Origin of the sequence: Bradyrhizobium sp. CCBAU 051011, from assembly GCF_009930815.1 — a bacterium.
Lineage (GTDB): Bacteria > Pseudomonadota > Alphaproteobacteria > Rhizobiales > Xanthobacteraceae > Bradyrhizobium.
Map to the genome: position 1 here is coordinate 3386525 of NZ_CP022222.1, position 24939 is coordinate 3411463.

21 protein-coding genes and 1 tRNA gene are annotated in these 24939 nt (G+C 63.0%); 9 read left to right on the forward strand and 13 right to left on the reverse strand.

Annotation, left to right across the window (positions count from 1 at the left end):
- Positions 1-71: 71 nt before the first annotated feature.
- Entirely contained in the window at positions 72-1994 is a 1923-nt protein-coding gene (locus ACH79_RS15985) for an AsmA family protein (RefSeq protein ID WP_161856386.1), read from the reverse strand.
- Between the two features lie 263 nt (positions 1995-2257).
- On the opposite strand from ACH79_RS15985, the gene ACH79_RS15990 reads away from it, so the two are divergent.
- From ACH79_RS15990 to ACH79_RS16000, 3 genes are read left to right on the forward strand one after another with little or no spacing between them, the layout of a single operon-like run.
- Positions 2258-2965: a CoA transferase subunit A gene (locus ACH79_RS15990; protein ID WP_161851842.1), complete on the forward strand. Its 708-nt coding sequence runs from the start codon at positions 2258-2260 to the stop codon at positions 2963-2965.
- Positions 2966-2987: 22 nt separating this feature from the next.
- Positions 2988-3638 carry a 3-oxoacid CoA-transferase subunit B gene (locus ACH79_RS15995; RefSeq protein ID WP_057838558.1) on the forward strand — a complete coding sequence of 217 codons (651 nt, stop codon included), beginning with the start codon at positions 2988-2990 and terminating at the stop codon, positions 3636-3638.
- 4 nt (positions 3639-3642) lie between these two features.
- Complete coding sequence (locus tag ACH79_RS16000) at positions 3643-4296, forward strand: N-acetyltransferase (RefSeq protein WP_161851843.1); 654 nt, start codon at positions 3643-3645, stop codon at positions 4294-4296.
- Between the two features lie 117 nt (positions 4297-4413).
- On the opposite strand, the gene ACH79_RS16005 is transcribed toward ACH79_RS16000, so the two are convergent.
- The 3 genes from ACH79_RS16005 to ACH79_RS16015 all read right to left on the reverse strand — a co-directional run bounded on the left by ACH79_RS16005 (position 4414) and on the right by ACH79_RS16015 (position 8443).
- A complete protein-coding gene (locus ACH79_RS16005; protein WP_161851844.1) occupies positions 4414-6060 on the reverse strand; it encodes an iron ABC transporter permease in 1647 nt (548 codons plus the stop codon).
- A gap of 199 nt (positions 6061-6259) precedes the next feature.
- The gene (locus ACH79_RS16010) at positions 6260-7285 is read right to left on the reverse strand and encodes a Fe(3+) ABC transporter substrate-binding protein (RefSeq protein WP_161851845.1); all 1026 of its coding nucleotides are present in this window, start codon (positions 7283-7285) and stop codon (positions 6260-6262) included.
- A gap of 201 nt (positions 7286-7486) precedes the next feature.
- Positions 7487-8443: a threonine/serine dehydratase gene (locus ACH79_RS16015; RefSeq protein ID WP_161851846.1), complete on the reverse strand. Its 957-nt coding sequence runs from the start codon at positions 8441-8443 to the stop codon at positions 7487-7489.
- Positions 8444-8496: 53 nt separating this feature from the next.
- Between ACH79_RS16015 and ACH79_RS16020 the strand changes: the two genes are divergently transcribed.
- A complete protein-coding gene (locus ACH79_RS16020; protein ID WP_161851847.1) occupies positions 8497-8814 on the forward strand; it encodes a helix-turn-helix transcriptional regulator in 318 nt (105 codons plus the stop codon).
- A 131-nt stretch (positions 8815-8945) separates the two neighbouring features.
- The gene (locus tag ACH79_RS16025) at positions 8946-9431 is read left to right on the forward strand and encodes a Crp/Fnr family transcriptional regulator (RefSeq protein WP_161851848.1); all 486 of its coding nucleotides are present in this window, start codon (positions 8946-8948) and stop codon (positions 9429-9431) included.
- On the opposite strand, the gene ACH79_RS16030 is transcribed toward ACH79_RS16025, so the two are convergent.
- The 6 genes from ACH79_RS16030 to ACH79_RS16055 form a co-directional block, all read right to left on the reverse strand.
- Positions 9370-10197 (reverse strand): metallophosphoesterase, encoded by an 828-nt coding sequence (locus ACH79_RS16030; RefSeq protein ID WP_161851849.1) that lies wholly within the window; start codon positions 10195-10197, stop codon positions 9370-9372. The genes ACH79_RS16025 and ACH79_RS16030 overlap by 62 nt on opposite strands.
- A 292-nt stretch (positions 10198-10489) precedes the next feature.
- On the reverse strand, positions 10490-12274 hold the full coding sequence (locus tag ACH79_RS16035) for an adenylate/guanylate cyclase domain-containing protein (RefSeq protein ID WP_246738563.1): 1785 nt from the start codon (positions 12272-12274) through the stop codon (positions 10490-10492).
- Positions 12275-12527: 253 nt separating this feature from the next.
- Complete coding sequence (locus ACH79_RS16040) at positions 12528-13934, reverse strand: transposase (protein ID WP_161851850.1); 1407 nt, start codon at positions 13932-13934, stop codon at positions 12528-12530.
- A 162-nt stretch (positions 13935-14096) separates the two neighbouring features.
- On the reverse strand, positions 14097-15596 hold the full coding sequence (locus tag ACH79_RS16045) for a tripartite tricarboxylate transporter permease (RefSeq protein WP_161851851.1): 1500 nt from the start codon (positions 15594-15596) through the stop codon (positions 14097-14099).
- Positions 15596-16096 carry a tripartite tricarboxylate transporter TctB family protein gene (locus ACH79_RS16050; protein ID WP_161851852.1) on the reverse strand — a complete coding sequence of 167 codons (501 nt, stop codon included), beginning with the start codon at positions 16094-16096 and terminating at the stop codon, positions 15596-15598. Before ACH79_RS16050 ends, ACH79_RS16045 begins: the two co-directional genes overlap by 1 nt.
- Positions 16093-17061, reverse strand: a complete 969-nt coding sequence (locus tag ACH79_RS16055; protein WP_161851853.1) for a tripartite tricarboxylate transporter substrate binding protein — start codon at positions 17059-17061, stop codon at positions 16093-16095. The genes ACH79_RS16050 and ACH79_RS16055 overlap by 4 nt, the downstream gene beginning before the upstream one ends.
- A gap of 313 nt (positions 17062-17374) precedes the next feature.
- Here ACH79_RS16055 and ACH79_RS16060 point away from each other — a divergent pair, with 313 nt between their 5' ends.
- A complete protein-coding gene (locus tag ACH79_RS16060; protein WP_202639253.1) occupies positions 17375-18094 on the forward strand; it encodes a glutathione S-transferase family protein in 720 nt (239 codons plus the stop codon).
- 36 nt (positions 18095-18130) lie between these two features.
- On the opposite strand, the gene ACH79_RS16065 is transcribed toward ACH79_RS16060, so the two are convergent.
- Positions 18131-21136, reverse strand: coding sequence for a PAS domain-containing protein (locus ACH79_RS16065; protein ID WP_161856389.1), 3006 nt, complete (start codon positions 21134-21136; stop codon positions 18131-18133).
- A 291-nt stretch (positions 21137-21427) separates the two neighbouring features.
- On the opposite strand from ACH79_RS16065, the gene ACH79_RS16070 reads away from it, so the two are divergent.
- From ACH79_RS16070 to ACH79_RS16080, 3 genes are all read left to right on the forward strand, one after another.
- Positions 21428-21811: a phasin family protein gene (locus ACH79_RS16070; RefSeq protein ID WP_161851854.1), complete on the forward strand. Its 384-nt coding sequence runs from the start codon at positions 21428-21430 to the stop codon at positions 21809-21811.
- A 253-nt stretch (positions 21812-22064) separates the two neighbouring features.
- Positions 22065-22499, forward strand: a complete 435-nt coding sequence (locus ACH79_RS16075; RefSeq protein WP_161851855.1) for a phasin — start codon at positions 22065-22067, stop codon at positions 22497-22499.
- Positions 22500-22724: 225 nt separating this feature from the next.
- Positions 22725-22801: transfer RNA gene (locus tag ACH79_RS16080), tRNA-His, on the forward strand.
- Between the two features lie 79 nt (positions 22802-22880).
- Here the strand turns inward: ACH79_RS16080 and ACH79_RS16085 are convergent.
- Entirely contained in the window at positions 22881-24668 is a 1788-nt protein-coding gene (locus ACH79_RS16085; protein WP_161851856.1) for a hypothetical protein, read from the reverse strand.
- A 21-nt stretch (positions 24669-24689) separates the two neighbouring features.
- Positions 24690-24920: a hypothetical protein gene (locus tag ACH79_RS16090; RefSeq protein WP_161851857.1), complete on the reverse strand. Its 231-nt coding sequence runs from the start codon at positions 24918-24920 to the stop codon at positions 24690-24692.
- Positions 24921-24939 lie beyond the last annotated feature (19 nt).

Sequence of the window (24939 nt, forward strand, 5' to 3'; positions counted from 1 at the left end):
GCACCGCGCAGCGATATGCGGGACGGCAAGATCCCGGATCTCGCTTCGTTCATCCGGCTTATGCCCTGCTGCTAATTCTGCTTCGCGCTATCCGCAGCCTCCGGCGCCGCCTGCCGCGGTCCACCGGTAAACCGCTCGATCACCGAGCGCACCGCATCGCGCGTCTTGCGGTCCTTCACCGCATCGAGCAGGGGCGCAGCGCCCGGCGAGCGGCGGATCAGGCTTTCGGGATCGGGAAACACCAGGGGATCGTCCCACGGGCCCTGCACGACGAAGGGCAGTTCAAAACCCTTGTCGCCGCCGGCCGCCGCCGGGGTCAGGCTGGCGACGCCTTTGAGGTCGTACTCGCGTGATGGCACCGAGGCGGTGCCGGTCAGGGTCAGGCGCGTCGTCGGTCCGTCGACGCGGAGATCCTCGACGGTGGCGATGCCGTCGTTGAACCGCACCGAAACCGAGAGATTGTCGTAAGGGGTCGAACCGCTACGCAAATTGCCGCCGCCGGACAATGGCCGCCGCTCCAGCCGCTTCAGGAGCTGCTCGACATTGAATCCCGCGATCGCGCCGTCATGACCGTTGAGCGTGGCCGTGCCGTCGAGCGAAGAGGCGAGACCGAACGGGCTCGAGCCGGATGCCGTCAGCGAGAGGCCGAGATTGCCGCGGCCGGACAGCTTGGTGATGCCGAACAATTCGTTGGCGCAGGCCTGCAGATCGACGTCGGTGAACTGCAGCTGCGCCTTGACGTCGGCCACCGCGTCCGACCGCGCGATCCCGAATGAGCCCTTGGCAATGCCGCCATACATCTGCGCCTCGCCGACCGAGAGTGCCAGCGCGCCGTTGCGCAGGTTGGCGCCCAAGGCGGTGCGGCCAAGCCTGGTCCCGCCGACCGTTACTCTCGCCGCCGACAGGCGCATGTCGAGATCGGTGGCGGAAAGCGACGTCAGGTCGAACAATTGCCGGTTCCAGTCGCGCGCGCCGCTCGCGAGCAGGCGGAAGGTCGAGATGTAAGGCGTGAAATCCAGGTTGCCGGCCGCCAGCGTCGCTTGCAGCGTCTGGCGGCCATTATTGGCGACCGTCATCACGCCCTCGGCGGCGTTGCCGTCGAGTTCGACATTCACGTTGGTCAAAGCGACAGAGGCGCCGACGACATTAGCGCGGGCCTTCAGCGTGAAACGGCCGAACCCGCCGCTGCCGGGCACCGGTTGTCCCATCCAGCGCAACGCGTTGCGCAGCGACAGGCTGTCCACGCTGACGATGCCCTCCATCATCAGGCTGGTGCGGTTGGCGACAAAGCCGTCGAAGGCGAGCTTGAGAGGCGCGCTGACCAGCCGTGCCTTCAGGCCGGAGCGGTCGCCCGACAGCATCGCGACGAAGTCACTGGCCGAGATCGAGCCGTCGACGCGTTCGCCGCGAAAGTCGAATTGCCCGATCGCCGCGAACGAGCGCGAGATCGACGGCCAGGCCAGCGACAGATCGATGTCGCTGAGCTGTTCCTTGGCGTTGTTGGCAGCGTCCTCGTATTTCAGCACGCCGTCCTGAATCCTGATTTCGGAGAACGAAACCTGGTTCTCTGCGCCGGGCTTCATCGTGCGCGCGATCCGTTCGACGAACGGCGTCCAGTTGCTCTCGCCGCCGGCTTCCCTGACGACACGGATGTGCGGCCGCAACATCATGACGTCGGCAATCTCGAACCGGCGCAGCAATAGCGGCAACAGGCGCAGGTTCGCCGTCAGCACGTCGACCTGCAGCGCGGGGTCGGTGGTGCCGCCACCCTTCAGCCCGACATTGTGAAAGGAGACGTAGCTTCCCGGAAACACCGACACGTCGATCGTGCCTGACACGATCAGATCAAGCCCGGTGACCGCGCGGATCTGCGCCTCGACCGCCTGTCGCAGTGCGTCCCGGTTGAGGAACCAGGACATGCTGATCAGGCCGATTACAGCCGCGGCGAACAGCGCCGCGACCGGCATCCCGAGGCGCTTCATTCCTTGGGCCATCGTCAATGACATATCCGGATCTGGCTAAACCGAACGCGGGTTGCTGCTACAGGGTCTATCTTGATTTGGGCAGGCGGCGCATAGGTAAGCCCGTGCCAACCCCAACAACTTGAAGGGTTTTCTTGACGCTTTCAAGGCCGGGATGGCGGTCGGTGGGCGGTTCGGCGGCATAATCCCCGCATCATTGACGCACCGCGAAGAATTCGCCTAATAATCCGGATAATGCCGGCTTTCGGCCGTTCCCTCCATCAGGTCAGATTTCCATGAACAAGGTTTATCCCGACGCCAAATCGGCACTCGATGGCGTCCTCAAGGACGGCATGATGATCATGTCCGGCGGTTTCGGTCTGTGCGGTATCGCCGAGACCCTGTCGGACGCGATCCGCGATTCCGGCGTCAAGAATCTGACGGTCGTTTCCAACAATGCCGGCGTCGATGGCATCGGGCTGAGCCGGTTGCTGGAAACCCGGCAGATCAGGAAGATGATCTCGTCCTATGTCGGCGAGAACAAGCTGTTCGCGCAGCAATACCTCGCCGGCGAGTTGGAACTCGAATTCAACCCACAGGGCACGCTGGCCGAGCGCATCCGCGCGGGCGGCGCCGGTATTCCGGCGTTCTACACCAAAACCGGCGTCGGCACGCTGATCGCCGAAGGCAAGGAAGTGAAGGAATTCGACGGCGAGAAATACATCATGGAGCGCGGCCTGTTCGCCGACCTCGCCATCGTCCACGCCTGGAAGGGCGACACCGCCGGTAACCTGATCTACCGCAAGACCGCGCGGAATTTTAATCCGATGATGGCGACCGCTGCGAAGATCACGGTGGCCGAGGTCGAGCAGCTTGTTCCGGCCGGCGAACTCAATCCCGACCACATCCATACGCCCGGCATTTTCGTCAAGCGCATCATCGAGGTCGGCACCGGCAAGAAGCGGATCGAGTTCCGCAACACGCGCCCGCGGCCGGCCGCTTAAGCGCACGCACAGGAGAAACGATATGGCCTGGACCCGTGAACAGATGGCCGCGCGTGCCGCAAAGGAACTGCGCGACGGCTATTACGTCAATCTCGGCATCGGCATTCCGACGCTGGTCTCGAACTACATCCCCGACGGCATCGACGTGAACCTGCAGAGCGAGAACGGCATGCTCGGCATGGGCCCGTTCCCGTATGAAGGCGAGGAAGATGCCGACCTCATCAATGCCGGCAAGCAGACGGTGAGCGAACTGCCGTCGACCAGTTATTTCTCCTCGGCCGATTCCTTCGGCATGGTGCGCGGCGGGCATATCGATCTGTCGATCCTCGGTGCGATGCAGGTGGCGCAGAACGGCGATCTCGCCAACTGGATGATTCCCGGCAAGATGGTGAAGGGCATGGGCGGCGCGATGGACCTCGTCGCCGGCGTCAAGCGCGTCGTCGTTGTCATGGAGCATTCCGCCAAGGACGGCCCGAAGCTTTTGAAGACATGCAATCTGCCGCTGACCGGCGAGCGCGTGGTCGACATGGTGGTGACCGATCTTGCGGTCTTCACCATCGACAAGCACGGCAAGGACGGCATGGCCTTGATCGAACTCGCCGACGGCGTCACGCTCGACGAGGTAAAGGCCAAGACCGAAGCCGAGTTCCGCGTCGCGCTGAAGAACGCCTGACGCGATGGCGGGGCGGTCGCAGCCTGCGATCCGTCCCGCGCGTCCCGAAGACGCAGGCTTCATTGCCCGCAACATCTTGGCCTCGCAGCGCGGCCCGTTCCCGCGCGGCTGGTTCGATATCGCGCTTGGCTGGGACGAGCCGCAATGCCTTGCGTTCGTCGAATGCATCGCGCTCGCACAAACGCAATCGTGGTGGCACATCACCCAATTCATCGTCGCTGAGGTCGAGGGTGAGCCGGCGGCATCGCTCTGCGCGCTGCCTGCTGAAGGCACCGAGGCCGCCGCGGGGGCGGCGATCAAGGAGGTAGCGGCCGCGATCGGGTTGAGCGCAACCGATCTGACGGCGATCTTCCGGCGTGGCACCTATGGAGCGAATTGCTGGGTGCAGGGCGGCGAGGGCGAATGGCTGATCGAGCATGTCGCGACGCTGCCCGAGTATCGCGGCCGCGGACTGGTGCAGGCGCTGATCGAACACGCACTGGCTGCTGGCAGGACCGCGGGGTTCGAACGGGCGTCGATCTCGTTTCTGATCGGCAACGAGGCGGCGGAGCGATGTTACGCCAAGGCAGGCTTTGCCTTTGCGGAGGAAAAACGCGATCCCGCGTTCGAAGCGATCACGGGCGCGCCAGGCTTCCGCCGCTTTGTGCGGGCGATCTAGAACATTTCGTAGGGTGGGCAAAGCGAAGCGTGCCCACCCTCTATCCTCGATCATTATCCTGAACGGTGGGCACGCTGCGCTTTGCCCACCCTGCGGCGCTACACATACGCGGCGCCTTCACGCCGGCCCGGCCGGCACATCCGAAAACCGCGTCAGCCACGCCACCGGGCCGATGCTGGCGGCGACAATCAGGAGCGCGGCGAGCGCGCCTTCCTCAAAACTGCCGCGGCTGGCGTATAGGTAGATCGAGGTCGCCAGCGTGTCGACGTTGAGCGGCCGCAACAGCAGCGTTGCCGGCAATTCCTTCAGGCAATCCACGAACACCACGATGACGGCGCCGAGCATGGCGGGGCGCAACAGCGGCAGATGGATCAGCCGCATCGTCGTGGTCTGGCCGGCGCCGACCGCGCGTGCGCTGTCGTCATAGTCGCGCGGAATCCGCTCGAACCCCGCCTTGATGAATCCGGTCGGCACTGCCAGAAACCGGATCACATAGGCGATGATGACGGCAGCGCCCGAGCCGACAATGATCAGTCCCGGCAGCGATCGTCCGAGCCATCCGGCGAGCGCGTTGATCGCGTTGTCGATGGCTAGCACCGGCGCGAGCAGGCCGAGCGCCAGCACCAGCCCCGGCAGCGTGTAGCCCAATTGCGCGATGTTCATCGCGACAAGGCGCAGCGCCGTCGACCGCCAGCGCCACGCCAGAATCGTCGCAAAGCCGAGCAGGAGCGCCGTCAGCGTGGCGAGGCTTGCAAACGCGACGGAGTTGAAGGCGTCGCGCCATAACGCCGTGTCGAAATTCGCAAACAGCCCGCGCTTGAAACTCTGATGCGCGAGATAGAGCAGCGGCACCAGAAATCCGAGGCAGACCGGCAGCAGGCAGGCTGCGAATGCACATGCGCCGTTGATGCCGGTAAGCTTCGTCCGTTGCGTGAGCCGCGGGCTCTCGGCGGAAAATTCCGTCGTGACGTTGCGACGCCCGTAGCGCTCGATCGCGATAAGGCAGGCTACGATCGCCAGCATGAAGCAGGACAATTGCGCGGCGCCGGCCAGGCTGCCGCGGTTGAGCCAGGTCGTGAACACCGACACGGTGAGCGTACGGACGCCGAGATATTCGCTGGCGCCGATGTCGTTTAGCGTTTCCAGCGACACCAGCGCTGTGCCGACCGCTAGCGCAGGACGTGCCATCGGCAGCGAGATGCGCCAGAACGTGGTCCAGCGGCCGGCGCCCAGCGTCTTTGCGGCTTCCGCGAACTCCGCGCTCTGGAACTGGAACATCGTGCGCGCCGACAAATAGACGTAAGGGTAGAGCACCAGCGAGATCACGACGACCGCGCCGGGCAGCGAGCGCAGATTGGGCAGCATGTGCACGGCATCCGGCAGCGGCAGCCAGAGCGCAAGCGTCTTGTGGATCAGCCCAAGCGGCTCGAACAGATCGACATAGACGTAAGCCGCGAGGTAGGTCGGGATCGCCAGCGGCAGAGGCAGCAGCCATAGCAGCATCTGCCGGCCGCGGAATTCATGCAGGGATACCGTCCATGCCGTGCCGGTGCCGATCGCAACCGACAACGCTGCGACGCCGCCGAGCAACAGCGTGGTGTCGAGGATGGTGGCCGGCAGCACATAGTCGATCAGGTGCCGCCAGATATCCGGCGCCGGCTGCAGCGCGAGGACAATGATGGAAACGACGGGAGCGGCGACGAGGATAGCGGTCGCGACCGCAATGGACGCTGCGATGCGCCCGGCGTGCGTCGGCCGGCTCACGTGGATTCACGCTGGCGAGTTGGATCTATCTGCTTGTTGAGGTCGGCTCCCTCCCCCCTTGCGGGGAAGGGCGGGGAGCCGTGAGCGATGCTGCCTGTGTGGCTTACCCCTTTCCCTAACCCTCCCCCGCAAAGGGGAAGGGAACGCGTTTGTATGGGGGGCGCGATCACGGGTCTAATGCTTCGCCCACACTGCCGGGTTAGTTGTCGAAGCCGACCTTGTCGACCAGCGTTGAGGCCGCCTTGCGGTTGGCGACGATCTTGGCGATCGGCGTCGGATCGGCGGTGAGCTTGCCGTAGCCGGCAATGGTCGGGTTGACGGCGACGCCGGCGCGGATCGGGTACTCGTAGTTGGCATCGGCGTAGATCTGCTGCGCCTTCTCGCCGGCGAGCCATTCGATCAGCTTGACGCCGTTGGCCTTGTTCGGCGCGTGTTTGGCGAGAAGGACGCCGGAGAGATTGACGTGGGTGCCGCCACCCTCGAACGTCGGCAGGATCACCTTGGTGGCTTCCGCCCACGGCTTCTTCTCGGGATCGTTGTTCATCATCAGCGCCCAGTAATAGGTGTTGCCGATGCCGATGTCGCACTTGCCGGCCGCGACGTCGCGCGCGGCTTCGCGGTCGCCGCCGGAGGGCTTCTGCGCTAGATTGGCCTTCACGCCCTTCAGCCATTCCTCGGCCTTGGCCTCGCCGTGCTTGGCCACATAGGCCGCGAACAGGCCGTTATTGTAGATGTGCTGACCGGAGCGGATGCAGATCTTGCCCTTCCACTTGGGATCGGCGAGTTCTTCATAGGTGATCTTGTCCTGCTTGACGCGGTCCTTCGAGGCGTAGATCACGCGCGCGCGCATGGAAATGCCGGCCCACTGGCCGTCCGGATCGCGATATTGCGCCGGCACGATCTCGTCGAGCACCACCGACTTGATCGGCTGGGTAACGCCGGCTTGCACGGCGTCGTCGAGGCGACCGAGATCGACCGTGAGCAACACGTCGGCCGGACTATTGGTACCTTCGGCCTTCATCCGCTGCTCGAGACCCGAGCTTGCCGAGACCACGTTGACCTTGACGCCGGTGTCCTTGGTGAAGGCATCGAACAATGGCTGGATCAGCTTGGTTTCGCGATAGGTGTAGACGTTGACCTCGCCGTCGGCGGATGCCGTCGAGGCCCCGAACGCGGTAAAACAGAGCAACGCTGCGGTTGCGGCGGTAGCGCGAAAATTCATCATGAGGGCTGCCCGACAAAGCTGGTGGAGATGCCGGTTTCAGTAGCGCAGCCGCCACCATGGCGTCAGCGACTGTATGTCGCGAACGGCTTCATTTAGAGCGATTCCAGTGTCGTAGTTTAGAGTGATTCCAAATATGGCTGACCGCGGTGACTTCCGGGGCGTGAGCCCAGGTCAGACCGCCGTCGCGCGACCTGTCGGCAATCAACGGAGGCGGTCGAACTCAACGGCGGCCGTGTTGCCGCCGCTGACGATGACGGCAACCCGTTCGCCTGAGCTGGGTTTGTAGGCGCCGGACAGGATCGCGGAGAATGCGGCTGCTCCACCTGGCTCCGCCACGATGCGCAAGGCGCGCCAGAGCGTCGCCTGTGCTTCGGCAATCGCAGCGTCGGAGACCAACACCGTTTGCGGCGCGTATTTCCGGACAATAGGAAAGACTTTTTCACCAACGCGCCGTGGCGCGAGCGAATCCGCCGCCAGACCGCCGGCCTCCGCATCGACCGGATGGCCGGCTTCAAGGGCTTTGGTCAGTGTGGGCGATGCCAGGGGCTCGACGCCAATCACCTTGATGCGGCCGGTGTACCAGGCCGCGATACCTGCGATCAGCCCGCCACCGCCGACCGACACGAGCAGCGTATCGATTTCCGGTGCTTGATCCGCGAGCTCAAGGCCGACCGTTCCCTGTCCCAGGATGGTTTCATTCTGGTCGAAGGCCGGCACCGGCAATGCGCCGGTTTGTTGTGCCCATGCCTCGCTGGCTGCGAGCGCATCCGAATAGCGGTCGCCCTCGATCGCGAGATCGGCGCCATAGTCGCGGATCCGCTGCACCTTGGCCGGAGACGAGATGCTGGGCACGAAGATCTTGGCCGGCTTGCAAAGCTTCATCGCTGCATAAGCTACCGCTGCGCCGTGGTTGCCGCCCGACGCCGCGACCACGCCGGCCTTCGGCACGTCGCGGGTCAACAGATTGCTGAAAGCGCCACGCGCCTTGAACGAGCCGGAATGTTGCAGAAGCTCGAGCTTGATCGTGAGGGGATGCCGGGGCAGGCCGAAGTCGGCGCAATCGACCTCGACCACCGGCGTCCGCCGGATGAAGGGCCGAATGAGTCGCTCGCATTGCGCGATCGTTTCAGAGGTTACGGCATCCGATGGCGCGGTCATGCAGGGCACTCCAGGCTCGTTGACATAAATTAGTTATTTAGCTAATTAGCAATATGGCTTCTTTGAACGACAACGTCGAGTCTGCTTTTCGAGCGCTCGCCAGCGATCGTCGTCTGTTGATATTGGAGTGGTTGAAGCGCCCCCGCGCGCATTTTCGCGAGCAGATCGATGGCGACTTGGTCAAGGACGGGGTCTGCGGCGTGTTGATTGCCGAGAAGCTCGGCGTCAGCCAGCCCACTGTGAGCGAGCACTTGAAGATACTGTCGCAGGCGGGGCTGTTGAGCGCCAAGCGCGTCAAGCAGTGGACGTTTTACAAGCGCGATGAAGCACGCATTGCCAGGCTGAAGGCCGCCATGCTCGAAAGGATCTGATATTCGGTCTTCGCCGCGCCCTTTGGGGCTCGGGATCTTCCCGTGCTGACATTTTGAGCAGTAAAGTTCGCTTATCCGTTCGACCTTGGCATCATCGGTGCCTAGTCTTGGCCGAAACGGAGACGATGTGAATGCGGGCTGTGCTGGATTACTGTACCGGAGGAACGAAGCGAGCCGTGCCGGCAGGCACGCTTGTGCTCCAGGAGGGCAGCAGGACCGGGCATCTGTTCGTGCTGCTGGAAGGACGGCTGGAGGTCATCAAGGGCGATAGCGTCGTCGCCGTCCTGACCGAGCCGGGGGCGCTGCTGGGCGAAATGTCGGTACTGCTCGAGCAGCCCCACACGGCGACCGTGCGCGCCGCTGCCGATTCCGTGGTTTACGAGTTCGACGACGCCGCGGCGTTCCTGCGCGACCAGCCGGCGATGGCGCTATTGATCGCGCGCTTGCTGGCGCAACGCCTCAACGTCGCCAACACCTATCTGGCCGACCTGATGCATCAATATGCCGGCCACGGTAACCATCTCTCGATGGTCGGCGAACTCCTGCAGCGCATGATCAACCTGCCGCCGTCGCAGGTTTCGCCAGGCTCGGATCGGCAATCCGACCCAAGGATCTGAGCCACGCCGGAACGATCGTGACCGGCGCGGCCGGCCGCTGCAGGGGCGCCTTGAGATCGATGCAGTGCGCCTCGCCCGCCGGCAGCCAGAACGCCGTGCCCGCATCGAGATCGAGCACGATATAGACCGGCGGACGACCCGGCTGCAGCCCCGCATTGAACACCCAGGTTGGGCCGAGCCGGTCGAACCACGAACCATCCGAAATGAACGGCGACTGATGCACGTGGCCCGAGATCACCATCGACGGCTGATACTGCGCGATCCATTGCACCAGTTCGACGTCGCCGAAGAACCGCTTGCCGCCCCAGCTCGTCGGCGAGTTCGCCGGCGGCGCATGATGCACCCAGATCCAGCGTGGCGCCCGCTCGGCCGCGGCGTCGCGAAGCTGGGCTTCGATGCGGCTCTTGACCAGCGGCCCGTCCCACCACGGACACACCGTAAACAGCGTGTCGCCGACGGTGAGGCTGTCGCCGTCGCAGGCGATGCCGAGTTCGCTGATATCGCCGACCCAACGCGCGATCTTTTCACCTTCCGCGCTGCGTTCGTCGAGGTCGTGATTGCCCGAGCAGAGAATGACGCGCGTCATGCCCGACAGCAGCGACAGGTATTTTTTCACCACCAGAATCTGTGCGCGGAAATCGACGAACGATCCGATGTCGAGCGCATCGCCGGCGAAAATGACGACGTCGAATTCAGGCGCGGCCGCGAGCAGCCAGTCGAACTGCGGCAACGAATAATGTAAATCGGCAACGACGAGGCAGCGCATAATGATCAAATCCAAAAATGCCCAGGAAGCAGGCGATCCGCAGGCGGATGCATTCAGGCATAGTGGATTCGAGCAAGAATTGTGCCGGTCGCGACCTCAAATGGGGATTCATCGCCCCCTGGAAGGATCAGGGCGCATACCCATAAAATCGAGCTTGATGGCTACGCGATGTCCGACATTCGCGGATAGCGGACCAAATTCTGCATCGCAGCGAACGACGCTAAGTGCCAACAACGGAAGTCGCGCTTATTCGATCATCTTGTCCCAACGGGCGAGCATCTTTCTGCGATGGTCATTCCGGCAGCCCGGCTTGCCGCAACCCTTCTTCCCATCGCAAAAGGTCTTCGGCCCGCCGAAAAGGGCCTACTACGTCTTTGAGAGTAGAAACACGTAGCGTGGGGTTGAGTTGCCGCAGCCGAGCCACGGCCTGATGTGCTTGCTCCGGGCGTCCGGCCATTGCATTGCTTGGGGCGGCGATCCGTAATCCAGGTTGATAGTCCGGATTGTCCTGCAATGCCATTGCCACCCACGATGCCGCTTCGGCATAGCGGCCCAGGAAGAAATGTGCATGCGCGGTCCCAGCCCGCGCGGCTGACGCCCGCGGATCAAATGGGCTCAGGCGCATGGCACGCGCGAAGCGCTCGATCGCCGGTTCCGGCTCGCCGAGGTAGTTTTTTACCCAGCCGCCGTAAAACCATGCCTCGGCCAAATTGGAATTGAGCACAACAGCGCGATCGATTAAGCCGGCCCCTGCCTCCAGATCGCGAACAATATGCGCTAACGCCCACCCGCTGGCGGCGAGCGCCATCGCATCATCTTTGCCCAACTCAACCGCCCGCTGAGCGAGCCTCGTCACTTCGGCAATCTCGCTCGGTGTGCCTGAAATCCAGCCATTGCCCTTGGCATAGGCGTAGCACGAGGCGGCGCGAGCGTAGGCCGACGCAAAATCCGGGTCGATCTCGATCGCGCTGTTGAACAGGCGCAAAGCCTCGTCGTTCGCTTGCCGGCCAGCAAACTGATAAAACCTGGCCAAACCGCGTAAATAGATGGCATAGGCGTCGAGACTGTCGGTCGGCTTGCGCTTGGCACGCTCGATCTCGGCTTTTTCCACCGCTGGCGCGATTGCCCCGACAACGCTCTCGGTCACCTGGTCCTGCAGATCGAAGACGTCGCTGAGCCCACCATCAAACCGTTCTGCCCAAAGATGTGCCCCAGTGGCGGTATCGACAAGCTGTCCAGTGATGCGCACTCGGTTGGCGGCTTTCCGGACGCTGCCTTCCAACACGTAGCGCACCCCGAGCTCGCGCCCGACCTGCTTCACGTCGACGGCGCGCCCCTTGTAGGTGAAGCTCGAGTTGCGGGCGATGACGAACAGCGCCTTGAAATGAGACAGCGCCGTGATGATGTCATCGACCATTCCGTCCGCAAAATATTCCTGCTCCGGATCGGAGCTCAGATTGGTGAAGGGCAGAACGGCGATCGAGGGTTTATCGGGCAGCGCAAGGGCGTCATCAACACGCAGGCGGGTCGGCACAGCTGGCACGGCGCGACCGTATGGGACGCGCCAGACCCGCATCGGTTCGGCGATATTCTTCAAGGATTGCGAACCCAAATCCTCAAACGTTACATCTACCTTGCCACGAATTTGCCGACGAACGTCGTCCGAGATGCTGATGCCGCCCGGCTCTGCAATCCCCTCGAGACGCACTGCAATATTGACCCCGTCACCAAAGATATCGTTTTCTTCGACAATTATATCACCGACGTGAATGCCGATGCGAAATTCGATCCGCTTGATCTGCGGCACATCGATATTTTGTTCGGCCACGCCGCGTTGGATTTCGTCGGCACATCGCACGGCGTCGACCACGCTGGCGAACTCGGCGAGAGCGCCGTCCCCGGTATTCTTGACGATGCGTCCGTGATGTTCAGCGATTTTGGGATCGAAAATCGTTCTTCTAAGCGCTTTCAGTCGCGCCAGCGTGCCTTCTTCGTCGATCCCTATTAAGCGGCAAGAGCCCGCGACATCCGCCGCCAGAATAGCCGCCAGTCGCCGCTCTACGTGCTCGCTGCTCAAGACGCGCCCCCGGGGCTCGGGGAAATTGAATGGCTATATAGCACGATCGTGGGCCCATGTCCGGCTATGCGCACGTCGGAAATGGGGCATTCGCTACAAGGACGACCCAGCGGCAAGTCCAGCCATGTCCACTATGACGCCGATTGTGTTGCAAAACTCGGCAGGTCTCGATTTCAGAGCTTAGCGATGAGTTTTAGCCGGCCCCTTGTTTGCGCCCTCCCTTGTGTCGGCTGCGGTGCCTATTCGCTGGTATCTATGCGAGGCAAGCGGCTCCGAGAGGGGATGGGGCACGGCAGAGAAGCTTGGCCAGCCGCCTTAGGTTCTGCGCCGTTGCTGTGAGCAGGACTTCGTCTCTGGCACCACCCAAGCCCCGCAGCCGAAGTCGGTCGAGCCTGAGAATGCGTTTCATATGCGCAAACCGCATCTCGATCTTCTTACGCTCGCGGCGAGACTGCTGGAAGGCTTCCGTATTGGCCAACGCACGGACACGATCACGCACATCTTCGTTGAGGTCGCGGGTGATTTTGCGCACCACCGCCGTCGTGCACTTCGGCTTCAGTGAACACTGCGAGCAGTCGCTCTTGCTGGCTCTGTAGTAAACGATGTGGCCTTGATCGATATTGCCTGTGCTGGTCAGTTCCGCACCGCCTGGGCAAACATAGATGTTGCGCTCCGGATCGAAGGCGAAGTCGGCACGACTAAAGGTGCCATCGGCGCGTGCCGACTTGTCCCACACCGGTACATGCGGTGTGATGTTGCGATCCACTAGCCATTTGAGCAGTCGTACTGCGCCATAAGCCGTGTCGCCCGCGAGCCTCCGGGGCCGCAGATCGAAGCGGCGCTCAACACGGTCCACCATAGCCTGCGCGACAGCAATCTCCACGGCGCGGTTCGCGCGAGTGCCTGCCGCATCGAGGATAATCCCGACCTTGTTGTCGATCAGGTAGTTCGCGTCATAGGCAAAGAATGGGTCCAGGCCGGGTCTCGCAACCCATGTCGCTTGCGGATCGGTAAGCGAGACCTCTTTGGGAGGCTTGCGTCGATCGCCGCCTTCGCTCGACCCGTCACCGGCTCCACCACGATCCTCATCGCCGCCGGCGGCATCGAGGGCTGCAAGGTACTCGCGAACCGCATGGGAGGCTTCCTCTGCCTTCGGCCATGCAAACGGCTGATCGCCGGGGATCCGCTTCTTCCTGTCCACATCCGCCTTGATCAGGCTCGCATCGATCGAGAATGCTTCGCCCCCAACCAGCCCGGCCGCGATGCTCATCGCCACCACCCCCTCGAATACCCGGCGCAAGGTATCGCTTTCTCGGAAGCGTTCGCGCCGCGCACGGCAGAATACAGAGTGATCGGGAATCTTGTCTTCGATACCGAGCTTGCAGAACCAGCGATAGGCAAGGTTCACCTGAACCTCGGCGCAAATCCGTCGCTCGGAGCGGATTGCAAACACATAGCCGACGAGGAGCATCCGGATCATCAGCACCGGGTCAATCGAGGGCCGTCCCGTGTGCGAGTAATAAGGCGCCAGCTCCTTGTGCACCCAACTCAGATCGAGCAAACCATCGATCTGCCGAACTAGATGATCGGGTGGAACCACCTCGTCCAGATCAAACGAATAGAAAAACTGTCCCTGCCCAGCTTCCCGCCGCCCCATCATGCGCTGCTCCCGCTGATGCCCTCTCCACCAACGGAATCACGGATCGTGAGTCGTCTCAACGAGAGTTTTGCAACACAATCACGCCGAAAGCGGAAGTCAATTCAAACTCGCCTTAATCCGAATTTGGCTGCGCCCCAAGCTGCGCCCCAATGAGACCACGCCCTAATCCTCGCTCGCCTTGAAGCGATCGAGCCCCTTCAGCACGAACGGTGCCAATAGCGCGATCAGCGCAATGCCGAGCAGCGTCGCCGACATCGGGCTCTGCAGCAGCACGATGGGGTCGCCGAGGCTGATCGCCAGCGCGCGGCGCAACTGGCTCTCGGCGATCGGGCCGAGGATGAGGCCGACGACGACAGGCGCGATCGGGAAATCGTACCGGCGCATCAGAAAGCCCAAGACGCCGAAGCCTGCCAGCATCGACAGCTCGACCACCGACGGTTTTGCAGCGATGGTGCCCATGGTCGCGAACACGAGAATGCCGGCGTACAACCACGGCTGCGGGATCGCGAGCAGCCGCACCCACAAGCCCACCAGCGGCAGGTTGAGAACCAGCAGCATGACGTTAGCGATGAAGAGGCTGGCGATCAGGCCCCACACGAGGTCAGGCCGCTCAGCGAATAGCAGCGGCCCCGGGTTCAGCCCGTATTGCTGAAAGCCCGCCAGCATCATCGCGGCCGTGGCCGAGGTCGGAAGGCCCAGCGTCAGCAACGGCACGAGAGTGCCGGCGGCGGAAGCGTTGTTGGCGGCCTCAGGCCCGGCGACGCCTTCGATCGCGCCCTTGCCGAATTCCTCCGGATGTTTCGTCAGCCGCTTCTCGGTCGAGTAAGACAGGAATGTCGGAATCTCCGCGCCGCCGGCGGGCAGCGCGCCGATCGGGAAGCCGAACATCGTCCCGCGCAGCCATGCTTTCCATGACCGCTTCCAGTCTTCCATTGTCATCCACAGCGAGCCGCGCACCGGCTCGATCTTCTCCTCAACGTGATGGCGGCGCGAGGCGACGTAAAGCGCTTCGCCGACGGCGAACAGGCCGACCGCCAGCGTCGTCACCTCGACGCCGTCGAGCAGTTCGGGGATGCCGAACGCCAGCCGCGCCTGACCGGTGAGCTTGTCGATGCCGATCAGTCCGAGCGTCAATCCAATGAACAGGCTGGTCAGCCCGCGGATCGGCGAATCGCCGAAGGTCGCGGATACCGTGACGAAGGCCACGCACATCAGCGCGAAATAATCTTCAGGACCGAATTGCACCGCGAAGTCCACCAGCCACGGTGCGAGAAAGGCGAGGCCAATGGTGGCAATGGTGCCGGCGACGAACGAGCCGATCGCAGCCGTCGCCAGCGCCGGGCCGCCGCGGCCGGCCTTGGCCATCTTGTTGCCCTCCAGCGCGGTCGCCATCGATGCGCTCTCGCCAGGTGTGTTGATGAGGATGGCGGTGGTCGAGCCGCCATACATGCCGCCGTAATAGATCCCGGCGAACATGATCAGCGAGCCGCCGGGATCGAGCTTGTAGGTGACCGGCAACAGCAGCGCGACGGTGAGCGCCGGACCAATGCCGGGCAGCACGCCGACCGCCGTGCCGAGGAACACGCCGATCAGCGCATACAGCAGGTTCATCGGCTGCACGGCGACGGCCATGCCATGCGCGAGGGCAGCGAAGGTTTCCATTACAGCAGTCTTTCCAGAGGGCCGGCAGGGAGGCTCAACGTCAGCAGGCGATCGAAGGCGAGATAGATCAGGGTGGTGATCACCAGAGCGATGACAAGATCGGCGAGAATTGCGCGCCGTCCGAATGCCGCCGAGGTGGTGACGAACAGCGCCGATGTCGCCAGGATGAAGCCGCCGCCAAGGCCGATGATGGCGATCAGCAGCGCAAGTCCGCCGAGGATCAGCAGCACGGGCTTGGGATCGGCGCTCTCGCGCGGCGGCAGGTTGCCGCGCAAGGCGTCGATCAGATTGCCGATCGCAAGCAAGCCGAGCCCGACCGCGACGACGATCGGCATCGCCTCGGGGCCCATGCCATACATCGTGGTGGCGGGCAGTTGCCGAGCATCCCAGACCAGCACCACGGCAAGCCCGGCGAGGGCCGCGGCAACAACCAGACCCGCAGGATCGATGCGCCGTGCCGCCGGCCCCCGCGGAAGATCGCTCGAAGGGGTGTCGGTCATGATTTGACGAGGCCGACCGATTTCAGCACGTCGGTAACACGCGCCGTTTCCTTCTTCAGGAAATCCGCGAACGCATCGCCGGAAAGATAGGCGTCCTCCCAGCCTTTCTGCTTGAGGATATCCTTCCAGGCGTCCGACTTGACCATCTTCTCCACCGCCTCGCTCAGGACCTTGCGCTGCTCCGGCGTGATGCCGGGAGGCGCGACCACCGAGCGCCAGTTGGCGATCACGAGGTCGATGCCCTGTTCCTTGAAGGTCGGAATGTCGACGCCGGCGATGCGCTTCTCCGAGGTGACGCCGAGCGCGCGCAGCTTCCCGGACTTGATCTGGCCTTCGTATTCGCTCAGGCCTGAAATCCCAGCGGTGACTTTGCCGCCGAGAATGGCCGCCAACGACTCGCCGCCGCCGGAGAACGGAATGTAGTTGATCTTCTTGGCATCGGCACCGATCGTGCCCGCAAACAGCGCCGCCATCACGTGATCGACGCCGCCGGCCGAGCCGCCGGCGAAGGTCACCTTGGCGATGTCGGCCTTCACGGCGGCGGCCAGATCCTGCGCTGTCTTGAGCGGCGAGTTCGCCGGCACCACGATTACCTGGATCTCTTCGGTGAGGCGCGCGATCGGCGTCACCTGTTCGAGCGTCACCGGCGACTTGTTCATGGCGAGCGCGCCCACCATGACGAAGCCGTTCACCATCATCTGGTTGCCGTCGCCCTTGGCGCCGTTGACGAACTGCGCGATGCCGACGCTGCCGCCGGCGCCTGCCACGTTGGTGACCTGGACGCTGCGGGCGATTTTGGCGGCGACCAGCGCTTGCTGCATCGCGCGCGCGGTTTGGTCCCATCCGCCGCCGGGGGCCGCAGGCGCCATGATCTTGAGCTCAAGCTGCTGCGAGAGGGCAGGGCCGCCTGCCGCAAGCGTCAACGCGACGACCGCGCCGAACAGGCGCGCATGAAACGCAATCATGGGATTTCCTCCAAGGCTCACGCGGAGCTATTGTGTGTCAATTCGTCGCATATCAGCCCGAAAAATCCTCCGCTGTCCAGAAGGACCTTTGCGTGCCCGAACCGGATCTCAAAGATTTCGCTAGGGCTTTGAGGCGCGTGCGTTTTTGGCCTTCGGCACTTGCCTTGAACGAAGTGAAGCGCCAATTGCTCGGCACGTCCGAAGCGGCGCCGTGCTTTGCTTGGCCTTGGCCAGGGCGCCTGAGCAGGACGCGATGACGAAGGTGGCCAGGGCCTCGGGGTCGAACGCGCCGACGATGATTGAAGGGAAATCAATGCACGAGAATTCTCAATCCGGCCGAGAAGCGGATCGAAGCAGCGGCCGCAAGATGCGGCTGTTCTCCGCCGCCTTGAGCATGTTCGGCGCCAAGGTTCAGATTGCTGCGCACGAGAAGGACATCGACTTCGAGCTGGTCATGGTCCCCTTCACCCAGAAGGAGGGTTACGCGCCGAAGCATCCGGAAGTCCTGCGCATCAATCCGAAGCGCCAGGTGCCGGTCCTGATCGACGGTGACCTCGAGATTTTCGATTCCACCCAGATCTTCGAGTATCTCGAAGACATCAAGCCGCATCCTGCGCTGTGGCCCGCGACGCCTGCCGCGCGAGCCTGGGCTCGCCGGCTGGAGCATGAATCGGACGAGGTCTATTTCCCGCATATCATCAAATTGATGCCGCTCTGGAATACGCCAGACGATCCCGCCGGGAAGCCCGCGCGCGAGGCCGCTGCCGCTTTTTACCGAACCATGGAGCGCGTGCTTGGCGACCGCGAGTTTCTCGCCGGCGAATACTCCTTTGCCGATATCGCGTTCTATATGGCCCAGCTGTTCGGTGCCCGCATGGGGGCCGACATGACCAATGAGACGCCAAACCTTCTGCAATGGCGGCAGCGCATGACGGCAAGACCGGCCGTCATCAAGGTCGTCGCGCCGATGGCCGATTATCTGCGCAGCGACGGCCGCAGCGTTCCAGCGTTTCTCTCGCCCATAGCGACGTGATCGACGCCGCGGCTACGCACGCCTGTTCGTCGCCGGTTACGCGCGTGCCACCGCGTGAGGAAACACGATCTCGATCAGCGTGCCGGAGCGGCCGCCGGTCTTGATCTGGAATTTGGCGCGGTTGGCTTCGACAAGGGCCTTGGTCAGCGACAGGCTGAAGCTCGAACCCTCGGCCTGATCGGACGGCGCCCGCGTGCGGAACGGTTCCAGCGCGGCGGCGACCTCATTGTCGTTGAGGCCGTGGCCGGTGTCGCGGACCCGCAGCATCACCTCGCCGAAATCGGACAACGCGGTCGAGACGATGACCTGACCGCCGGCATTGGCGAGATGGATCGAGTTGCCGATCAGGTTTAGCGTGATCTGGCGTAGCGCGCGTGCATCCGCGATGACAGCCGGCAGCGTATGCGCGAGCGAGGTGCGGATGATGATGCGTTCCCGGTTGGCCTGCGGCTGCATCACCGCCACGCAGCTCTCGACCAGCTCGTTGAGGTTCTGGTTGGTGAAGGCGAGATCGAGCTTGCCGGTTTCGATCCGCGACAGGTCGAGCAGGTCATTGACGATGGCGATCACGCGTTCGCCGGAGGCGCGGATGTCCTTCATGTATTCGAGGTAGCGCTCGTTGCCGAGCGCGCCAAAACGCTCGCCGATCATGACTTCGGAAAAGCCGATGATGGCATTCAAAGGCGTGCGCACCTCGTGGCTGATCCGGGCCAGCACGTCGGCCTTGGCGTTGGCGGCGCGTTCGGCCAGCCGCCGCGCTTCGCGCAGTTCGCTCTCGGTCTTCTTGGCCTGCGACAGATCGCGAAAGACGGCGAAGAAATTCGGCCCGTCGGCGCGGGTGCGGCCCATGGTCATCGACAGCGGAATAATGCCGCCCTTGCTTTCGCGGCCCAGCACCTCGCGGCCGTGATCGAGCAGGCTTTCGACGCCGGAAGCCTTGATGCCAGCGAGATATTCAAACACGCCGTGCTGGCTTTCGAGCGCAAAGAGGTCGGCGAGATTGCGCTGCGCCAGTTCGTCGCCGTCACGGCCGAACAGCGCTTCGGCGCTGCGGTTGACTGCATGGATGTTGCCTTCGGCGTCGAACATCACAATGCCTTCGGCTGTGGTGTCAAGGATGGCGGCGAGTTCTTCGGCATTGGCGTGGCCGACTGCCGAGGGCTCGGACACGTCAGGCTCAGCTACCGGCTCGGCCTGCGAAATGGCGGCTGCGACCGCCGCGGTTTCGTGACGTGTGCCCGAGAAGATCAGCGCGAGGGCGGAATCGCCGTTCCATGAAATCGTATAGAGGCGGGCCTCGGCGGCCGATGACGGCGCGTCCGCGTCCGCCGGTACGCTTGTGGAGATCGTCACCGGCCTGCCGGTGTCCGATGTCGAGGAAGCATTCGATGCGCCGGGTTCGACATAGAGCGCGTCGAGACCGCCGGCCTCTTCCAGCGCATGCAGGCTCGGATAGCCCATCTGCGTCAGGAAGGCAGGGTTGGCATAGAGCAGCCGGTCGAGCCGGTAGATCAGGATGCCTACGGGTAAGAGATCGAGCAGCGCCTTGTCGCGCGCGGTCTCGCCATGCGCAGGCGGCTCCGGCTGCGCCAGCCATTCCGGCGTCTCGCTGGCGGCTTCGCGCACGGGTGCAGCGGCCGGTGGTTCGAAGCTAGTTTTGCCGGCGGCGTCCGCCGCCTCGTTGACGTTCTCGGGTTCGAGCCGCGCCGACAATTGCCGCGCCAGTTCGTCGAAGGCGCTGTTTTCAACCGGCGTTAACGACATCGGTTTCGCCTCGCCATGGGCGCGGAACGGCACAACGTTCGCGGCATCCGCCGGCAAATCGGCTGCGGTTTCGGCCGGGGTGTCCTTCATGGTTTCCTTGGGAGGTTCCACGGGCGTTTCCAAATCGTTTGGATGTGAAGTCTCGGCAGCAATCGGTTCAGGCAATTCGTCTGATGAAGGCGCCGCCGTGGCGGCCGGTTCTGAAGCTGGCGCGGCGGGCGATTCTTGCGGCGGCGGCGCTTCGCCGGATAATTCCGACAGGCGCAGGGCGGCGAGCCGCGCCAGCGCGTCGAAATCGCGGCAGACGCCGAAGCCGCGATAGCCGACGAAATTCCGCGCACCATCGAAGATCGGCAGGCCGGACAGTTCGATCGGCAAGGTGCCGCCGCCATCCACCGGCCAGTTCAGGGTGATGCCGCTCCAGGTGGCGCCCGTCGCGAGCGCCTGCATCATCCGGCCGGCGGGATCGAATCCGAAGGTCTCGGCGATCTCGCGCCATGGCCGGCCGAAGGCGGCCGTCGTGCGCGGGCCCATCAGGCCGGTGAATTCATCGGTGCCTAGCGTGAAGCGGCCCTCCCGATCCATCTGCCAAGTGAAGCGCAGCGGCAGGCGTCGCGGCTGCGGCGCCGGCTGGCCGGCAAGAGCTTGGATCGCGGGCGGCGGCGCGCGCGGAATGGGGGCGGCCGCAGGCGGCTGCTCGGCGGCGGGCTCGGCAAGCGCATCGAACAAGGCAAACTCAGCGGGCGCCTCGCCCGATTGCGCCGGCTGTGCGTAGTCGGGAACCGGCTGCGAAGCGGCCGGCAGTTCTATGACGGGCGCACTCGGCTGCGGGGTTGGTTCTGATGCGGCCTCTGGCTGCATCGCGTTCTCGCCCGGCTCGTATGCCTGTACTGGTCGCGGCGCGATCAATGTGAGGTTGCCGGCGGCGATCAGAACGCCGTGGCCGCCATTGGGAAGGTCGAACCGCGAACAGCCGCAGGTCGCAAGCGCGCCGGGCGCTGCGCCAAATCCCTGCAGGCGCTCCAGTCGGATGGCGCCGTTGGCGAGCAACCGGCCGGCCAGCCGCGCGACCTGCCGCCGGTGCCGGTCGGCCGGTCCGAAGGTTTTTTCAGCAAGGGCCGCGGCACTGGCGGCGCCGAGCACGCGCGCGCCGGCCGCATTGGCCCACAGGATGCGCTTGCCGTCGGCGGTCCACAACCAGGCCGGCAGGGGGCTCGCCGCGTAGGCCGCCAATCGCCGATCGCCGAGCGCTCGCCACTGAAATTCCGCGTCCTTCATCGCAATTACATGACCGTCCGGCGTCAGGATCGGCAGCGAGCATGCCGACAGCGTTAAGGGAACATTACTATCGCAAGCCGGCGGTAGCAGGTCCACGGCCCGGCGCTCCGGCGGTAATTTAACCCATGGATAACCTTAACCGGCTGAACCCTTCGGCTGGCCGCCGCGTTGGTGGGGTTCGCGAACCGCGGTCAGGGCGCCAACGATGGCAAACCTCGCGGGCGCCGCATCCGTTCCGGCCGCGTCCCTGGGCGGCATCTGCACGCAATCCCTGCCAAGAAGGACAGCACCATGAATGATGAAGCGCGAGACCGTTTCGAGATACCGAAGGAAATGCGAACGATGGCGGAAGCAAGCTTCGAGCAGGCCCGCAAGACGTTTGAGAAATTTGTCGAGGCCGCGCAGGCCGCCGCTGGCTCCATCGAGGAGCGCGGTGCCACGGTGCGCGAGGGCGCCAAGGATGTCCGGGAGAAGGCCGTCGCCTACGCCGAGAAAAACGTGCAGGCCTCGCTCGATCACGCGCAGTCGCTGCTGAAGGCCAAGGACCTGCCCGAGGTGATGCGGCTGCAAAGCGAATATGTGCAGGCGCAAATGCGCGCACTGGCGGAGCAGGCCAGCGAAATGAGCCAGATCGTCAGCAAGGCCGCGATGGAAGCGGCCAAGCCGAAGGCCTGACCTGTTCCTGTCGGGCGGGCAGCAATCGCTGGGTGGCACGGGCTGGAACCCGCACTCAGTGCGGGTTTATTTGCGGCAACGCACCACAAATTGCATTGCGTTGCACAAATTTGACACGATATGGGTGCTTATTAGGCGAGCCCGTGGATGGGCACTTTCCGTGAGTGCGTGTGTGCGTGACCCCTCGGCCGCTTGCCTGCCCGGCCTTCTCGAGGGGGAACATCGTTTAACCCCGTTGTGAAGGATGCAAGCCGTGACCAGCTCCACCGATCCCTTCTCCGCCTCCATTATTCCCTTCGAAGTCCCCGAGCAGGTGCGTGCGTTCGCCGAAAAGGGCGTCTCGCAGGCCCGCGACAGCTACGCCAAGTTCAAGGATGCCGCCGAAACCCATAACGGCACCATCGAGGCCGTATTCACCTCGGCCAGCAAGGGTGCCAGCGAGTACAACGGCAAGCTGATCGAGTTCTTCAAGGCCAACACCTCATCCTCGCTCGATTTCGCGCAGGAGCTGCTCGGCGTGAAGACGCCGGCTGCGGCGCTGGAGCTGTGGACTTCGCATGCCAAGAAGCAGTACGAGACCTTCACCGCCCAGGCCAAGGAGCTCGCCGAGCTCGGCCAGAAGGTCGCCAGCGAGACCGTCGAGCCGATCAAGGCTTCCGCCTCGAAGTACTACAAGCCGGCCGCCTGATTGTAGCAGCACATCGCTTCCGAAAAGCCCGGGTGAAACGACCCGGGCTTTTTGCTGCCGGTGGCCGGTTCTGCCGGCTTCCGGGGCCGGCGGCGGATTCCGCACGTTGAACGAATTGCGCTTGCCGGATGACCAATATTGTGTGACTTCGCGCACTTGCCAAAGCGAGGCGTTGCACCTAGTTTCCGGCCCATTCGCGACCCCCTTTTGGGGCTCCGCAAGGATGCAGTTGTAGCTCAGTTGGTTAGAGCGCCTGTCTGTGGAACAGGAGGTCGGTGGTTCGAGCCCACCCAACTGTACCAACTAAATCAACCAGTTAGCAGTGCCCTGTTTGTTCGATACCTGTTTGGGTACCGAAATTAGGTAGTGGCCGTCCCGCCGTCAGGCTGCTGCGCGCGCCATCTTCAGCCCGTCACGTATCGACTTACGCACTGCATTGATACTTTCCTCGTAATTGTCCGCAGCGATCGACAAACTCTCTTTGGTGAGAGCTGACATCATGTCGCTTTCAGTCCAGTCCTGATTTGCACGCTTCGCCAGTGCGAATACCGTCGCCTTGCCAACTCGGAACGCCATTAGCTGTCGTGCAGCGGCCAGCATGAGGTTTCGAACTGTCTCGGGTTCGCCTTGGCCCGCGTATTCCGGCTCGACTTCAGCGATTGTTCGGTCCACCGCTTCGTACAGCCCATTCACGAATAAGACGCCGGTCTGCATAATAAATTCCGCAGCCTTGCCTTTGAGGCCTTTTTCTTCGATCTGCTCCGGCGTGTCGAGCATGATGATCTCAGGCGCCTTCTCGTACATCTCGTAAAGGACGGTCGCAGTTGCTCCTTCTGGAGTCTCGTGCAGCCGGCGACGCGGAGTACGATTTCGCGAGGCATCGCCGCCGCCGCCGCTCCCAGCACCTTCGCTTCCACCCGCGGCATGCTGGCCAGCATCTTCCGTAGATGGCACCCCCTCGGCTTCTACGCGTCTACCCTGAACTTTAACCTTATACTTGTTCAGCAGGTCCTGAAGCTGCTTTTGAAGATCAGTGAAGTCTTCGGTTCGGCTGGGGAATGCATTTCTTACGACTTCTTTCACCCAGTCAGGCATTGCATCGACAACGTACAGGGCGAAGTCATCGGGCACCAAATCGGCCCCAGTTTCCTTTGAGATGAGACGCTCGCGATATTGGCTTGGTCTCGCCTCGTCATCATCGAGCTCAATATGGACGCAGAGTTCCTTTGAGCCGAAGGGAATGCCGAAGCGAGGGGCCGCAGCGGACCACTCATTGCCCGTTAGTACCGAATACATCTCGTCCTTGTGGATCAGGCACGCAGTAGTGGTAGAACTTCCCAGCGCGCCGCTGGACGATTTTCTTAGCCCGGACTTATCGCCGATATGCGGATCGTGCAGGTAATGGATGGTCGCGTTCAGGTCCGGTACTGGAACGCTCTCGACACGCGCGAACTTGTCGTATCGATCGCCAAAAGCTGCCAATGTTCGAGTACTATCGAAGCGGTGATACACAGGATCGAGCCGCAGCTTTACGTCTGTCGGAAGCCGATAAAAACGACGATATAGCGTGGTGGCGATAAACGCCTTCTCCGTCGTGGGCACGGAAGCAAGCGGTCTCGCTGCCGTGTCCTGATCCTCGCTGTTGCCGAGGAGCATAACTTCGGTCCAATCAATCGAGGTATTCCGGCCCTCGCGCAATGCTACGGCGGTAACGTCGATGACTGTGTCCGTTCTCCCACCATCGAGATCGCGCTCAAAGCGGACGAAGGTCTTGGTATCTGGGTCCTCGCCAATGATAACTTCGCTAACGCGTCCGCCCTTGCAGGACCGCATCCGCATTCCGATCCTGTTGTTAGGGAGCGAGCTGACCTTAGCGCCTACGCCAAAGTTGTCATCGAGGCCGAGCTTCTTCACGACCTCACAAGCAAGGTCGGTCGCGCTCTTTAGTTCGGACGCGTCCATGCCTGGACCGGTGTTCCAAATAACGGCCTTGCGGACGCCTTTGTAGGTGCCAGTTGTCCAATGGACGATCTTTTCGCCGGTGGCTTTCGATGCCGCCTCAAGTGCGTTCATTGTGAGTTCGCGAATCATTGTCCAGTGCGGAGCACGGCCAATCTGCGACGTTACTGCGAACTCGATGTTCGCAATTTTCAATGCCTCGTTAGCCATTTTCCCCCTACCCCCGCCGCATCACAGCTTGAAAGTTTTGGCTCCCGGCGAACCCGCCGGATCGAATTTTCTTTCGGTATCGTTCAGGGCATCCCTCAGCGCCTTCATCATCTTCTTTACGTCGGCGTCGTCAAACTCATAGGAGCGCCGATTTGCGAGATTCCCTATCTTTCGAATTGCCATAAGTGCGGCTTGGACGCGGCCTTCGGCTAACTTAACGAATTTCGCGCGCTTCTCGTTGTTGTCTTTCATGACTATCAACTCGCAATTC